This window comes from Amycolatopsis sp. NPDC001319 (assembly GCF_042896185.1).
Lineage (GTDB): Bacteria > Actinomycetota > Actinomycetes > Mycobacteriales > Pseudonocardiaceae > Amycolatopsis.
Map to the genome: position 1 here is coordinate 470,613 of NZ_JBIAWY010000001.1, position 13,535 is coordinate 484,147.

Sequence of the window (13,535 nt, forward strand, 5' to 3'; positions counted from 1 at the left end):
TCTGTGAGGCGAATTACTTCGCCACCCTAACTAAATTTGTTAGCCTGGCTAAGTGACTTCCGGAATCGTGGATCTCGCGCACCGCCTGTGGCCGGTCGTGTTCCGGCTCTACTACCTGGTGCGCCGCGAGACTTCGCAGGCGTTGACGCCCACTCAGGGCTCGGTGCTGTCCGAGCTGGTGCGCGTCGGGCCCAGCCGCATGAGCCGGCTGGCCCAGCTCGAAGGCGTGCGCATGCCGTCGATGACCGACGTCGTCGGGCGGCTGGAGCGGCTCGGGCTCGTGGTCCGGCGCCCCGACCCCGACGACGGGCGGGCCGTGCTGGTCGAAGCCACCGAGGCGGGCGAGGGCTTCTACGCCGAGCTCGTCGCGGCGCGCGAAGCGCAGATGCGCGATCGGCTGCTGGAGCTGACCGACGAGGAGCGCGCCGCGATCGACGCCGCCCTGCCCGCGCTCGGCAAGCTGATCCGCGATTTCCACGTCGTACCCGGGAAGAAAAGTGAGGAGGAACTGATCAGCGATGAGCGCTGAGCACCACTCAAGCCTGCTGGACGCGGTCAAGGGCCAGCCCAAGCAGGTGTGGATCACGGCGTTCGCCGCGGTCATCGCGTTCATGGGCATCGGCCTGGTCGACCCGATCCTGCTGTCGATCGCCAAGGGCCTGAACGCGTCGCCGTCGCAGGTCACGCTGCTGTTCACGTCGTACCTCGGCGTGCAGGTGATCGCGATGCTGTTCACCGGTTCGATGTCCGCGCGCTTCGGCGCGAAGCGCACCGTGCTGGTCGGGCTGACGCTGATCGTCGCCGCGACCGCGTTGTGCGCCGCGGCCGGTTCGATCGAGCAGCTCGTCGGCCTGCGTGCGGTGTGGGGCCTCGGCAACGCGTTCTTCATCGCCACCGCGCTGTCGGTGATCGTCGGCGCCGCCACGGGCGGGCAGTCCGGCGCGATCCTGCTGTACGAGGCCGCGCTGGGTGTCGGGCTGTCCGTCGGCCCGCTGCTGGGCGCGCTGCTCGGCACGATCTCGTGGCGCGGCCCGTTCCTGGGCACGGCCGTGCTGATGGCCGGCGCGCTCGTGCTGTGCTCGGTGTTCCTGAAGAGCGACTCGCACGAGAAGCGTGAGCCGATCAAGCTGCTCGACCCGATCCGCGCGCTGAAGCACCCCGGTCTGCTGCGCACTTCGGTCGCGTCGGCGCTGTACACGGCGGCGTTCTTCGCGGTGCTGGCGTGGTCGCCGTTCGTGCTGGGCTGGAGCGCGATCGCCGTCGGCCTGATCTTCTGCGGCTGGGGCCTGTGTGTCGCGGTCGCCGGCGTCGCGTTGGCGCCGAAGCTCGCCGCGCGGTTGGGCGAGCGGCACGCGGCCGCGCTCGCCGTGGCCGGCTACACGGTGCTGATGCTGGTGCTGGCGGTGCCGAACAAGGCCGTGGTGGTCGTCGGCATCGTGCTCTCCGGCCTGGTTTCGGGGCTGCTGAACACGTTGTTCACGGGCACCGCGATGTCGATCAGCGCCGCACCGCGCCCGGTCGCCAGCGCGGGCTACAACTTCTGCCGGTGGTTCGGCGGTGCCGTCGCGGCCACGCTCGTCGGGCACGTCGCCGACTGGCTCGGCTGGGAGCAGGGCCCGTTCGTGATCGCGGCCGTGCTGTGCCTCATCGCCGCCGTGCTGCTGTCGTTGCGGGAGAAGAAGGCCGACCCGCACGACGTGCCGAAGGAAGCCGCTCTGGTGGGCGAAGAGGAACTCTGAACCCGAGCCGAATACATCTGTTGTTCACTTGAAGGTCCGTTTTTGCCGCATATGGTCGCTTTGTTCCCTTACTGAAGTGACCTGGAGGCCCTGTGTCGACGGAACGCGGGCGACTGCTGCCCCTGTTCGCCACTCACCCTGGCGGCCGTTCTCCCCTGACCTGCGAGTACCGCTGCGGCAACGCCTGTTCGCACGAAGCGCCGAACCCCTCGGGCAACGAGTACTTCGGTGACGTCGCGAAGGGCGTGTCCCGGCGTGGCGTGTTCAAGGCCGGCGCCGTGATGGCCGCGGCGGCCGGCGAGTTCGCCGCCCTGTCGGGCTCGGCCGCGGCTTCGCCCGCCCACCACAGCGGACAACCCGGCGGCCACAGCGGCGGCGGCCACCCGCGTCCGGTGCCCGGCACCGACTTCGACGCCGTGGCGCCCAACAAGCTCGACCGCGTGAGCATCCCCGAGGGCTACGACCAGCACGTGGTCATCCGCTGGGGCGACGCCGTGGTGCCGGGGGCGCCGAAGTTCGATTTCCACAGGCAGACCGCGGCCGCGCAGGCCAAGCAGTTCGGCTACAACAACGACTTCGTCGGCCTGATCCCGCAGGATTCCCTGGGGCTGCGCAACTTGCTCGTGGTCAACCACGAGTACACCACCGAGGTGCACCTGTTCCCGGCCGACCAGTACGACCCGGCCAACCCGACCGAGGAGCAGGTGAAGATCGCCTGGGCGGCCCACGGCCTGTCCGTGGTCCAGACGCTGCGCGACCCGATCGGCGGGGGCCTGCGCACCGTGGCGAGCCCGCTCAACCGGCGCATCACGCTCGACACGATCTTCGAGGTCCGCGGCCCAGCGGCCGGTTCGAAGTACCTCAAGACGTCGGCCGACCCGTCGGGCAAGCGCGTGCGCGGCACGCAGAACAACTGTTCCGGTGGCGTCACGCCGTGGGGCACCGTGCTTTCCGGCGAGGAGAACTTCCACCAGTACTTCGCCAACGCCGACCAGGTGACCGATCCGGCGCAGGCCGCACGGCTCAAGCGGTACGTGATCGGCACCGGAGAGAGCACGCGCAAGTGGGAGCGGTTCGACAAGCGCTGGGACGTGCCGCGTGAGCCCAACGAGCCCAACCGCTTCGGCTGGGTCGTGGAGATCGACCCGAACGACCCAAACTCCACGCCGGTCAAGCACACCGCGCTCGGGCGCTTCAAGCACGAGGCCGCGAACGTGAAGATCACCGCCGACGGCCGCGTCGCGGTGTACTCCGGTGACGACGAGCGCTTCGAGTACATCTACAAGTTCGTGTCGAAGGGCAAGTACAAGAAGGGCACGTCCGCCCTGGCCCGCCGCCACAACTCGGCGCTGCTGGACGACGGCACGCTCTACGTCGCGAAGTTCACCGGCGACAGCCCCGCCGCGGAGATCGACGGCGCCGGCAAGCTCCCGGAAGACGGCGAGTTCGACGGCGCCGGCGAGTGGATCCCCCTGGCCAGTGGCAACAAGTCGTTTGTGGACGGATTCACCGCCGAGGAGGTGTACGTCTTCACTCGCCAGGCCGCCGACAAAGCGGGCGCCACCAAGATGGACCGCCCGGAGGACATCGAGCCCAACCCCGTCAACGGCCGGATCTACGCGGCCCTGACCAACAACACCGACCGCGGCGCGGCCGGCAAGGCGGGCGTCGACGAGGCGAACCCGCGCAACGGCAACAAGAACGGTCATGTGCTCGAGTGGGAAGAAGCGCGCGGCGACTCGGCGTCGACGCGGTTCGCCTGGCGCCTGCTGCTGGTCTGCGGCGACCCGGCCACGGCCGACACCTACTTCGGCGGCTTCCCGAAGAGCCAGGTCAGCCCGATCTCGTGCCCGGACAACGTCGCGTTCGACCCCCACGGCAACCTGTGGATCTCCACCGACGGCAACACGCTCGGCGCCAACGACGGCCTGTTCTCCGTGCCCGTGTCGGGTCCGGAGCGCGGGCACGTGAAGCAGTTCCTGTCCGTGCCGGTGGGCGCGGAGACGTGCGGGCCGGTCGTCACCGACCACCTGGTGCTCGTCGCTGTGCAGCACCCGGGTGAGAACGCGGCGAGCTCGGCGAACCCGTCGTCGCACTGGCCCGACGGCGGCACCGCGCAGCCGCGCCCGGCCATCGTTTCGGTGTGGCGCAAGGGCCGCTTCGGGCTCGCCGGCCGCATCGGCGTGCGGTAACTCTTTGGAGTGGCTTCCGCTGCGCCGAACCCGTGCGGAGTAATAGCTTCGGTGGGTGAGGCGGGCAGGAAAAGTCGCGATCGGACGTTCGGCGGGCGCGTCGGCCTGCACCCTGGTGCTGGCCGGTGCGCTCGTCGTCGTCCTTCCGGGTTCCGCTCCGGCAGCCGACACCCCGGCGTGCGGCGGAGTGGCCCCCAACCCGAGCGTCGAGCAGGCGAATTCGCCCGGCGGACCACCGGCGGGCTACGTGTTCACGCCCGCCGCGCCCGTGCCGCGCAGCACGCCGCCGGACAAGGTGCCGAAGCTCGTCACCGACACCGCGCACGCGTCCGACGGCAAGCTCAACGCGCAGATCCAGACGCCCGACGGCCGCGTCAGCTCCGCCACCCAGACCCTGCCCGCCGCGCCCGGCGGCATCTACACGCTCTCGGCGGCGACGGGTTCCGTCGGCTCGGCGCTGGCCGACCGCGCCAACGCCCAGTCGACCGGCCTGCGCTTCACCGACTCCGCCGGCCGCACGCTGCTCGAGAAGTCGCAGAACGTCACGCACGACGTGCAGTCCGACGGCAAGCTCGCGCGCCAGGACTTCCCCGCGCAGACGGCGCCGGACAGGACCACGTCGGTGGTGTTCTTCGCGACCACCAACCGCAACTGGGTGATGTGGGACTGCGTGAACCTGCAGCTCGCCGCGTACACGGTGAAGCTGGAGGTGCAGAACCCCGCGACCGGCGAGTGGGGCCCGTCGGCCACGATCCCGGCCGGCGAGACCGCGCACTACCGCACGACCGTCACGAACTCGGGCTCGCAGCCGCTGACCGGCGTGCTGCTGAAGGACTCGTGGTGCTCGTCGCTGCCGGGCGCGTTCGACCTGGCGCCCGGCGGGTCGAACGCCGTGCCCTGCGACCACCCGAACCTGGCCGAGAACGACACCGGCCACGTGAACAAGATGCGGATCACCGGCGTCACCTCGCCGAGCGGCGCGCTGACCGACCAGTCGGCCACGGCGTCGATCACCGTGACGCCGCTGCCGCTGATCGACAAGATCGGCGACCGCGTGTGGCGTGACACCGACCGCAACGGCCTGCAGGACGACGGCGAGCCCGGCGTCGCCGACATCCCCGTGACACTCAAGGACGGCGCGGGCGGCACCGTCGCCACCACGAAAACCGCGGCTGACGGCTCGTACCTGTTCGACAAGCGCAAGGACGGGACGTACCAGGTCTGCTTCGACGTCTCGCACCTGCCGGACGGGCTTACCGTGACGAAGCGGGCGGCCGGCGACGCGGCGCGCGACTCCGATGTCGACCCGGCCACGGGCTGCACGGCGGCGTTCACCCTCGGCGGGGCGACGCACGAGAACCTGAACGCGGACCTGGGCCTGGCCCCGCCACCCCCGCCGCCTCCGGCGCCGGCCCCGACGTCGAGCGCTCCCCCGCCACCGCCTTCTCAAACCCCCGCACCTACGGAAACCCAGCCCCCTTCGGCGAGTCCGACCCCTTCGGCCTGACCCGACCACCCCAATGTGGCGTTCGTTGCGTTGAGCGCACCGAACGCCGCATTGGGTGCGTTGAGCGCAACCAACGCCGCATTGGGGCGCTTGCCGTCCAACCCCGGATGCGAGACTGGGAAAAGACCACCGGGGAGAGGGGCCATGACGACAGCCACCACCGCCACGACGAAATCCGTGGCGGCGCCCACGCCGTGGCTCAAGTCCCCGACCACGTGGCTGACTTTCGCGACGCTGGCGCTCTACGCGTACCTCGCCTGGCGCCGCCGCTGGATGTCGGACGACGGGTTGCTCGTCCTGCGCACGGTCCGGCAGATCCTCGCCGGTCACGGGCCCGTGTTCAACGTCGGCGAGCGCGTCGAGGCCAGCACCAGCCCGTTGTGGACCTGGCTGCTGGCCGCGCTCGGCACGATCCCGGGCCCGGCGCTGGAGTGGCTGTCCGTGGTCACCGGCCTGGTCTGCGCCGTCGGTGGGCTGTTCTTCGCGATGGACGGCGCTCGTCGCCTCTACGACAGCCCGGTCGTCCCGGCGGGGGCGCTGATCGTGTGCGCGCTTCCGCCGTTCCGGGACTTCGCGACGTCCGGCCTCGAAACCGGGCTGGCGATGCTGTGGATCGGGCTGACGTGGTGGCTGCTCGTGCGCGGCAAGGCGCCCAAGGCCACGGCGTTCGTCATCGGTCTCGGGGTGCTGGTGCGGCCTGACCTGGCGTTGTTCAGCATCGTCGCGTTCGCCGCGTTGGTCTTGCTGCGCCGCCCGCGCCTGCGTGCCGGCCTCGGCTGGCTGGGCGTCGGGCTCGCGTTGCCGGTGGCGTACCAGGTCTTCCGCATGGGCTACTACGGCCTGCTCGTGCCGAACACGGCGCTGGCCAAGGAAGCGGGCACGAGCAACTGGTCGCGCGGGTTCGACTACCTGCTCGACCTCGTCGACCCGTACTACCTCTGGCTGCCGATCCTGGCGCTGGCGGTCGCGGCGTTCCTGAGCCGGAAGTCGCGGATCCTCACGCTCACGCCGGTGGCGGGTGCGGTGCTGCTGGCCGCGTACGTGGTGCGCGTCGGCGGCGACTTCATGCACGGCCGGATGCTGCTGCCCGCGTTGTTCGCGCTGCTCCTGCCGGTGATGGCGGTGCCGTTGACGCGCAAGACGTTCGCGCTGCTGGCGGGCGTCGCCGTGTGGTCGGTGGCCGCGGCGGGGTGGCTGCGCGTGCCGTACGCGAACGACCACGCGGCCGTCGGCGTCACCGACGAGCGCGCGTACTGGTCGTGGGTCACCGGGCACGAGCACCCGGTATTGGCGTCGGACTTCCTGGGCGAGCCGGTGATGCGCGCGGCCGTCGAGGCCACCGACGCGACGCGCGCGCCGGCCGTGCTTGTGTACAGCTACGGGGAAAAGCGCTGGTACACGTTCCCGACGGACCGCCCGTACGTCACGCTCGCGGCCGACAGCATGGGCGCGATCAGCAACCTGGTGTCGCTCGATGTGCGCGTTCACGACGGCTACGGCCTGGCCAGCGACCTCGGCTCGCACTCCACGTCGATCCCCGGCGGGCGGCCCGGGCACTCGAAGTGGCTCACCGCCGCGTGGGAGATCGCCGACGCCGGCCGCGGCGACGTCGCAACGGACGGGCAGATGCATGTCTTCACCCCGGCCGAGATCGAAGCCGCCCGGCAGGCGCTGCGCTGCCAGGGCGAGCAGGACGTGCTCACCTCGACGCGCAGTCCGTTGACCTTCGGTCGATTCGTCGACAATTTCGCGGGATCTTTCAGCCGTACGGGCATCCGGTTCGACCGCGACCCCCGCGCGGCGGCGTCCTGCTGACGCTTACGGTGGATCGCATGACCGATCTTCCACTCGCCCTGGTCACCGGTGCCTCGCGTGGCATCGGCGCCGCCGTCGCCCACCAGCTCGCCCCGACCCACCGCCTGCTCCTCGGCGGCCGCGACGAGGCCGCGCTCGAGAAGGTGGCCGCCGAGCTGCCGGGCGCCGCGCCGTGGCGCGTCGACCTCACGGACGAGGCTTCGCTGGCGGCCGCCGCTGCGCAGATCGAGCGCCTCGACGTCCTCGTGCACTCCGCCGGCGCCGCCCGGTTGAACACCGTCGCCGAAGCCACCGCCAAAGACTGGCGCGTGAACTACGAGGTCAACGTCGTCGCCGTCGCCGAGCTCACCCGCCTGCTGCTGCCCGCGCTGCGCGCCGCTCGCGGCCATGTCGTCGTGATCAACTCCGGCTCCGGGCGCACTTCCCGCGCCGGCTGGGGCCCGTACGCCGCGAGCAAGTTCGCCGCCCGCGCCTTCGCCGACGCCCTGCGCGAGGAAGAACCGGACCTGCGCGTCACCACCGTGTACCCGGGCCGCACCGACACCGACATGCAGCGCGCGGTCATCGCCCACGAGGGCGGTGAGTACGACTCGGCGCGCTTCCTCCGCCCCGACTCCGTGGCGACGGCCGTGCTCACCGCGGTGAGCGCGAGCCCGGAAGCGCACCTGACGGAAGTGATCCTGCGCCCGCGCTGACCGATCAGGCGCGCAGTCGCGCAGCGGTGTCGGCGACCGACGCCTGGATCTTCGCGCGGTCCACGCGCGTCGGCTCGGCGTCGGCGACGACCTGCTCGCCCGCGACCCAGACGTCGCGCACGCGGCGGGAACCCGCGGCCCACACGAGGTTGGACAGCAGCTGCTCGTCGGGCACGTCCAGGCCGGCCGCGAAGGCTGGGTCGTCGAGGTCGACGTGGACGAGGTCGGCCCAGCGGCCCGGCTCGAGGGCCCCGATGTCGATGCGGCCCAGCGCGTCGGCGCCGCCACGGGTGGCCATGACGAAGACGTCGGCGGCGGTCAGGACCGTGGAGTCGTCGTTGGCGAGACGGGCGAGCATGGCCGTGAGCTGGAGCTCTTCCCACAGGTCGATGTCGTCGTTCGACGCCGGGCCGTCGGTGCCGAGGCCGACGGCGACGCCGGCCGCGCGCAGGTCCTTGATGCGGGCGATGCCCGACGCGAGCTTCGCGTTCGAGCCCGGGCAGTGGGCCATGCCGACGCCGCGGGCGGCGAAGAGCGCGATGTCCTCGTCGGACAGGTGGATGGAGTGCGCGGCGAGGGTGCGGCCGGCGAACATGCCGAGCGAGTCGAGCAGCGCCGGCACCGAGCCGTACTCCTTGCGCTGGGCGAGGTCCTCGTTCGCGGCCTCCGCCACGTGGATCTGCACCAGCGCGCCGCGCGCGGCCGCCGATTCCGCGGTGGCGCGCAGGCCGTCGGGGTTGAGCATGTACGCCGAGTGCGGGCCGTAGCCCAGCTCGATGCGGTCGCCGGGGCCGAAGCGCAGGCCGTCGGCGTCGATCCAGCGGTCGATGGCCGCCAGCGACGTGCGCCAATCCATGCCCGGCAGCTCCATCACCGGCGGCGCCACGAGCACGCGCCCGCCGGTGGTGAGCACCGCGTCCACGAGCTGCTCGCCCTCGAAGTACATCTCGGCGCTGGTCGTGACGCCGTGGCGCAGCATCTCGACGGACCCCAGCAGCATGCCGGTCCGCACGTCCTCGGGCCGCAGCTTCGCCTCGGTCGGCCAGATGATCTCGCGCAGCCACCGCAGCAGCGGCAGGTCGCCACCCATGCCGCGCAGCAGCGTCATCGGGCTGTGCGCATGGGTGTTCACCAGGCCGGGCAACAGGATCCCGCCGAGCCGCGTCACCTCGCCGGTGAACTCGGGTGCCTCGGCGACCGGGCCCACGAACGTGATCCGGCCGCTGTCGTCGACGTCCACGACGGCGTCGCGCAGCAGCGAGCAGGCGGGATCGGCGGGCAGGACGACGGGCGCGTGGAAACGGTGCGACATGCGGAGATAGTACGGGCGTCCCAGACAGCTGTGGTCAGGGTGTCTTCTTGATCAGCTTCCCGTCGGCCCCGACGACGAACCACAGGTTGTCCACACCCTGGCCGTCGATGTCACCGGGACCCTGGTCGCCGACGTAGTAGTACAGCGGCCACACCCCGTACTTCGCCTGCTCGACACCCGGCGTCCGTTCCGTCGCGGTGAGCAGTTTCTGATCCGCGCCCGCGCCCGCGGTGAAATTCTTGTCGCCGGTCAGCGCGGGCCACGTCGCGAGGCAATCGGACTCGCACGTGCTGGTTCCCGTTTTGTCATCCGCGAAGGCATAAAGGGTCCGACCCTCGGAGTCGGTCAGAATGGGGCCGACGCTGGACTGCCCGATCTTCACGGCGCCCACTGGCGCCGGCGTCGACCCTTCGGGTGCCGAAGCAGATCCGCTGGTCGCGGTGCTTCCGCAGGCAGCGAGGGTGCCGAGCAGGGCGGCACCGGCCAGGACGATCGAGACACGCATGAGAACTCCTCCACCGATTCACGTCGAATTCGCGACGAGACACGGCGGGCGCGGCGAAACGGTTCAATCGAATTTTTCCCTGAACCGCCGAACGCTGGATTCCGTGTCGGCTGCGGAATCCGACGTGAAAGGACGAACCTGATGCGAGCACGAATCGCGGCACTGGCCGCGCTGACCGCCGGCCTCGGCCTGCTCGGCGCCGTCACCGCCACCGCCAGCCCGATGCCCGGCACCCCGACCACACCCGACATGCCCGGCATGAGCGGGATGAACATGGACATGCCCGGGATGGACATGTCCGGCCAGGGCGCCTCGACCCCGGCCAAGGCGCCGGCCAGCCTGTCGACGGCCATCCAGCGTTCCCAGCAGAAGCCGATCTTCCTGCAGGCCAAGCTCACCGGCGCCAACGAGGTCCCGGTGGCCGGCAAGCCCGCCGTGGGCGACCCGAAGGGCAGCGCCACCGGCATCGTCGAGGTGCAGGGCGACAAGGTCACCTACGCGTTCTCGTGGAAGGGCATCAGCGCCCCCACTCTCGGCCACATCCACGAGGGCAAGGCCGGGGTGAACGGTGACGTGAAGGTGCCGCTGTTCGGCACCGCGATGCCCGACACCGTGACCGCGGCCGCCGGCACCGCCACGATCACCGACCAGGCCACGGCCGACGGCCTGCGCAAGAACCCGTCCGGCTTCTACCTCAACCTGCACACCAAGGAGTTCCCCGGCGGCGCCGTCCGCGGGCAGCTCACGCCGCTGCGCTCCTCGGTCGACATGCTGAAGCTGCTGCACGGCGGTGGCCTGCACGCGTTCATGTCCGGCAACCAGGAGGTCAAGGCCGCCCCCGGCGAGCCGAAGGCCGGTGACCCGAAGGCCAACGCCGTCGGCTTCGTCCGCCCGACCGGCACGCAGGTGCAGTTCTCCTTCGCGTGGTTCGGTTTCCAGCCGACGCTCGCCCACATCCACAAGGGGAACTTCGGCAAGAACGGCGCCGTGGTGGTGCCGCTGATCGGCACGACCGTGCCCGCGGGCGTGTTCGCCGTGTCCGGCACCGCGACCGGTCTCGACTCGGCCCTGGTCAAGGACATCGCGCGGCACCCGCTGTCGTACTACGCGAACCTGCACGACGCCGCCTTCCCCGGTGGCGCCGCGCGCGGCCAGCTTTTCTGATCCAGCACTGAAAACGGGGGCCGGCTCACCAGCCGGCCCCCGTTTTCCTTGGCGAGAAAACTCAGTTCACGACCCCGCTGCGCCAGGCCCACGCGGCGATCTCCACGCGGTTGCGCGCCCCGACCTTGCCCTGCACCGAAGCCAGGTGGGTCTTCACCGTCGAGAGCGACAAGTACAGCTCCGCGCCGATCTCCGTGTTCGTCAGGCCACGAGCGGCGGCCTTCACCACGTCGAGCTCACGTGCGGTGAGCGGTTCGGACGGCGGCGGCACCTCGCGCTTGTGCCCGTTGGCGCCGTCGAAGTGCTTGAGCAGCCGCACGGTGATCTGGGGCGACACGAGCGCGTCGCCGCGTTCGGCCGCGCGGATGGCCTCGATCAGCAGCGCCGGGCCGGCGTCCTTGAGCAGGAAGCCGCTCGCGCCGTTGCGCAGCGCGGTGTGCACGTACTCGTCGAGGTCGAACGTGGTCACGACCACGACCTTCAGCGGGTCGGTGACGTCCGGGCCGGCGAGCTGCCGCGTGACCTCGAGGCCGTCGAGGCCCGGCATGCGGATGTCGAGCAGGCAGACGTCCGGGCGCAGCTCGCGCGCCTTGGTGACGGCCGAGACGCCGTCGGCGACGTCGGCCACCACCTCGATGTCGTCCTGCGCGTCCAGGATCATGCGGAACCCCATCCGCACCATCTCCTGGTCGTCCGCGATCAGTACCCGGATCACCCGTCATCCCCGTTCGCCTCGAGTGGCAGCCAAGCTTCCACGCGCCAGCCGCCGTCGGGCCCGCGCCCGGCCGTGAGCCGGCCGTGCAGCAGGGCGACGCGCTCGCGCATGCCGACCAGACCGTAGCCGCCCGACCCGCCGGCCGGTCGGTGAGCCTTCTCCCGGCCGTCGTCACGCACCGACAGGTGCAGCTCGCGGCCGGTGACCTCGGCGTGGACCAGCGCTTCGGTCGCGTCGGCGGCGTGCTTGCCGACGTTGGTGAGCGACTCCTGCACCAGCCGCAGCGCCGAGCGTCCGACCTCGTGCGGCAGGTCCGGCGGCAGGTCCAGCACCAGCGTGGTCTTCACGCCGTGGTTGGCGCCGTCGACGAGCTTGCGCAGGTCGGCGGCCAGATCCGTGGTGGCCTGCTCGCTCAGGTCGCTCGCGCCGGCGGGCGCGTCGCCGCGCATGCTGCGCACGAGCCGGCGCATCGCCGCGAGCGCTTCCGTGCCGGCGTCCTCGATGCGGCCCATCGCCTCGAGCGCGAGCTGCGGGTTCTTCTCGCCCATCATCCGCGCGGCCTGGGCCTGCACGACGATGCCGGTGACGTGGTGGGCCACCACGTCGTGCAGCTCGCGCGCGAGCGCCATCCGCTCGGTGGTCTGGGCGTCGGTGACCGCGGCCTTCATCACCTGCGTGCGCTCGGAGTCGCGGGACCGCAGGAACATCCCGACCGCGATGGAGATGCCGAGCACCAGGCCCGCGCCCACCGCGAACGAGCCGATCTCCTGCGGATCGGTAAGCGGGGAGAAGCTCGACCGGCGCGTGTTGAGGATGGTCCCGACGGCCACCACGGCCGACAGCACGGCGATGCGCGGCCACGCCTTCACCAGCGGCACGGCGCGGACCAGGTTCACCACCACGCCGATCCCGGCCGCCATCTGCGCCGGCGGGATTCCACCCGCCAGCTGGTAGTCGTAGCCGAGTTTCAGGAACGGCATGACCAGCGCGGACAGCAGCATCAGCCCGGCCACGCCGAGCATCGCGTCGCCCGGCCGCCGGGGCGAAAGCACTGCCACCACCGCGGCGCCGATCGAGCAGAACAGCACCGGGAAGCCCGATGCCCCGCCGTCGTAGGTGAACCCGAACTCGAACAGCAGCGTGATCGCGAGCGCGCCGATCAGCGGCCACTGCCCCATCGCCAGCGCGTTGACGCGGCGCAGCTTGCGCAGCCGCTGCTCGCGGACTTCGCGCCGTCCGTCCGACTGCGTGCGGCCCGCCACCCCGATCACGACGGCCGCGGTGAGCAGGGTGGCGCCGAACAGCATCGCGGACACGATCGTGGAGGACGAGACGTCGCCGTAGGTGTAGCGCCCGAACACTGCGATCAGCGCGCCGACCACGAGCGACGAGATCGCCGCGAACGCGACTCCGGGGCGGGCTCGGCGGGCGAGGTAGTAGACCATCTCCGTGCCCGCCACCACGTCGGTGATCGAGAGGTTCGCGAGCACGCTCGAATACGCCGGCGTATGCAGGTAGCGCTGGAAGATCGTGAAGAACGCGAGCGCGAAGGCCGCGACCATCGCCGCCACTGCCGCGCGCCGGCGGGCCCAGATGGCGCATCCCGCCATCGCGAAGATGCCGGGGAACAAGGCGAAGTCGACGAACTTGGGGCCGTGGTTGTCCAGCGCCGCGTCGGTCACGAACACCAGGTCGAACAGGAGCGCCGCGAGCAGCACCACCACGGGCATGCCGAGGCGGCGCACGACCTCGGTCACGCGCGTGGAAAAGGAGGAAGACGGCGGAGCTTGGGACACAACCGAACGGTAGAGGATCTCGGGCCGCGCGCACCTTGGCCAGGTGGTTCGAGCCGCATCGGCCGATCGGCCGATGCGGGTGATCGCCGGACTGG

The 13,535-nt window shown here is 71.0% G+C and carries 11 protein-coding genes; 7 read left to right on the forward strand and 4 right to left on the reverse strand.

The features are described 5' to 3' along the window. Nucleotides 1-52 precede the first annotated feature (52 nt). The 6 genes from ACFY1H_RS02210 to ACFY1H_RS02235 all read left to right on the forward strand — a co-directional run bounded on the left by ACFY1H_RS02210 (nucleotide 53) and on the right by ACFY1H_RS02235 (nucleotide 7,948). A complete protein-coding gene (locus ACFY1H_RS02210; RefSeq protein WP_366587685.1) occupies nucleotides 53-529 on the forward strand; it encodes a MarR family transcriptional regulator in 477 nt (158 codons plus the stop codon). Beyond that, on the forward strand, nucleotides 519-1,739 hold the full coding sequence (locus ACFY1H_RS02215) for an MFS transporter (protein WP_386944002.1): 1,221 nt from the start codon (nucleotides 519-521) through the stop codon (nucleotides 1,737-1,739). The genes ACFY1H_RS02210 and ACFY1H_RS02215 overlap by 11 nt, the downstream gene beginning before the upstream one ends. 92 nt (nucleotides 1,740-1,831) lie before the next feature. Further along, the gene (locus tag ACFY1H_RS02220; protein ID WP_386944004.1) at nucleotides 1,832-3,931 is read left to right on the forward strand and encodes a PhoX family protein; all 2,100 of its coding nucleotides are present in this window, start codon (nucleotides 1,832-1,834) and stop codon (nucleotides 3,929-3,931) included. 55 nt (nucleotides 3,932-3,986) lie between these two features. Beyond that, nucleotides 3,987-5,438 (forward strand): SdrD B-like domain-containing protein, encoded by a 1,452-nt coding sequence (locus tag ACFY1H_RS02225; RefSeq protein ID WP_386944006.1) that lies wholly within the window; start codon nucleotides 3,987-3,989, stop codon nucleotides 5,436-5,438. Between the two features lie 144 nt (nucleotides 5,439-5,582). Beyond that, nucleotides 5,583-7,253 carry a hypothetical protein gene (locus ACFY1H_RS02230; protein ID WP_386944008.1) on the forward strand — a complete coding sequence of 557 codons (1,671 nt, stop codon included), beginning with the start codon at nucleotides 5,583-5,585 and terminating at the stop codon, nucleotides 7,251-7,253. A gap of 17 nt (nucleotides 7,254-7,270) precedes the next feature. Continuing rightward, nucleotides 7,271-7,948: an SDR family oxidoreductase gene (locus ACFY1H_RS02235; protein WP_386944010.1), complete on the forward strand. Its 678-nt coding sequence runs from the start codon at nucleotides 7,271-7,273 to the stop codon at nucleotides 7,946-7,948. Nucleotides 7,949-7,952: 4 nt separating this feature from the next. Here the strand turns inward: ACFY1H_RS02235 and ACFY1H_RS02240 are convergent, their stop codons facing one another. Together ACFY1H_RS02240 and ACFY1H_RS02245 are read right to left on the reverse strand one after the other, a co-directional pair. Further along, nucleotides 7,953-9,260, reverse strand: a complete 1,308-nt coding sequence (locus ACFY1H_RS02240) for an amidohydrolase (protein WP_366579988.1) — start codon at nucleotides 9,258-9,260, stop codon at nucleotides 7,953-7,955. 34 nt (nucleotides 9,261-9,294) lie between these two features. Beyond that, on the reverse strand, nucleotides 9,295-9,765 hold the full coding sequence (locus ACFY1H_RS02245; protein WP_366579989.1) for a hypothetical protein: 471 nt from the start codon (nucleotides 9,763-9,765) through the stop codon (nucleotides 9,295-9,297). 141 nt (nucleotides 9,766-9,906) lie between these two features. Between ACFY1H_RS02245 and ACFY1H_RS02250 the strand changes: the two genes are divergently transcribed. Beyond that, complete coding sequence (locus ACFY1H_RS02250) at nucleotides 9,907-10,929, forward strand: CHRD domain-containing protein (RefSeq protein ID WP_386944012.1); 1,023 nt, start codon at nucleotides 9,907-9,909, stop codon at nucleotides 10,927-10,929. A gap of 61 nt (nucleotides 10,930-10,990) precedes the next feature. Here ACFY1H_RS02250 and ACFY1H_RS02255 read toward each other — a convergent pair whose 3' ends face one another. Together ACFY1H_RS02255 and ACFY1H_RS02260 are read right to left on the reverse strand one after the other, a co-directional pair. Then, on the reverse strand, nucleotides 10,991-11,644 hold the full coding sequence (locus ACFY1H_RS02255) for a response regulator transcription factor (protein ID WP_366579993.1): 654 nt from the start codon (nucleotides 11,642-11,644) through the stop codon (nucleotides 10,991-10,993). Next, nucleotides 11,641-13,440, reverse strand: coding sequence for a histidine kinase (locus tag ACFY1H_RS02260; RefSeq protein ID WP_366579995.1), 1,800 nt, complete (start codon nucleotides 13,438-13,440; stop codon nucleotides 11,641-11,643). Before ACFY1H_RS02260 ends, ACFY1H_RS02255 begins: the two co-directional genes overlap by 4 nt. Nucleotides 13,441-13,535 lie beyond the last annotated feature (95 nt).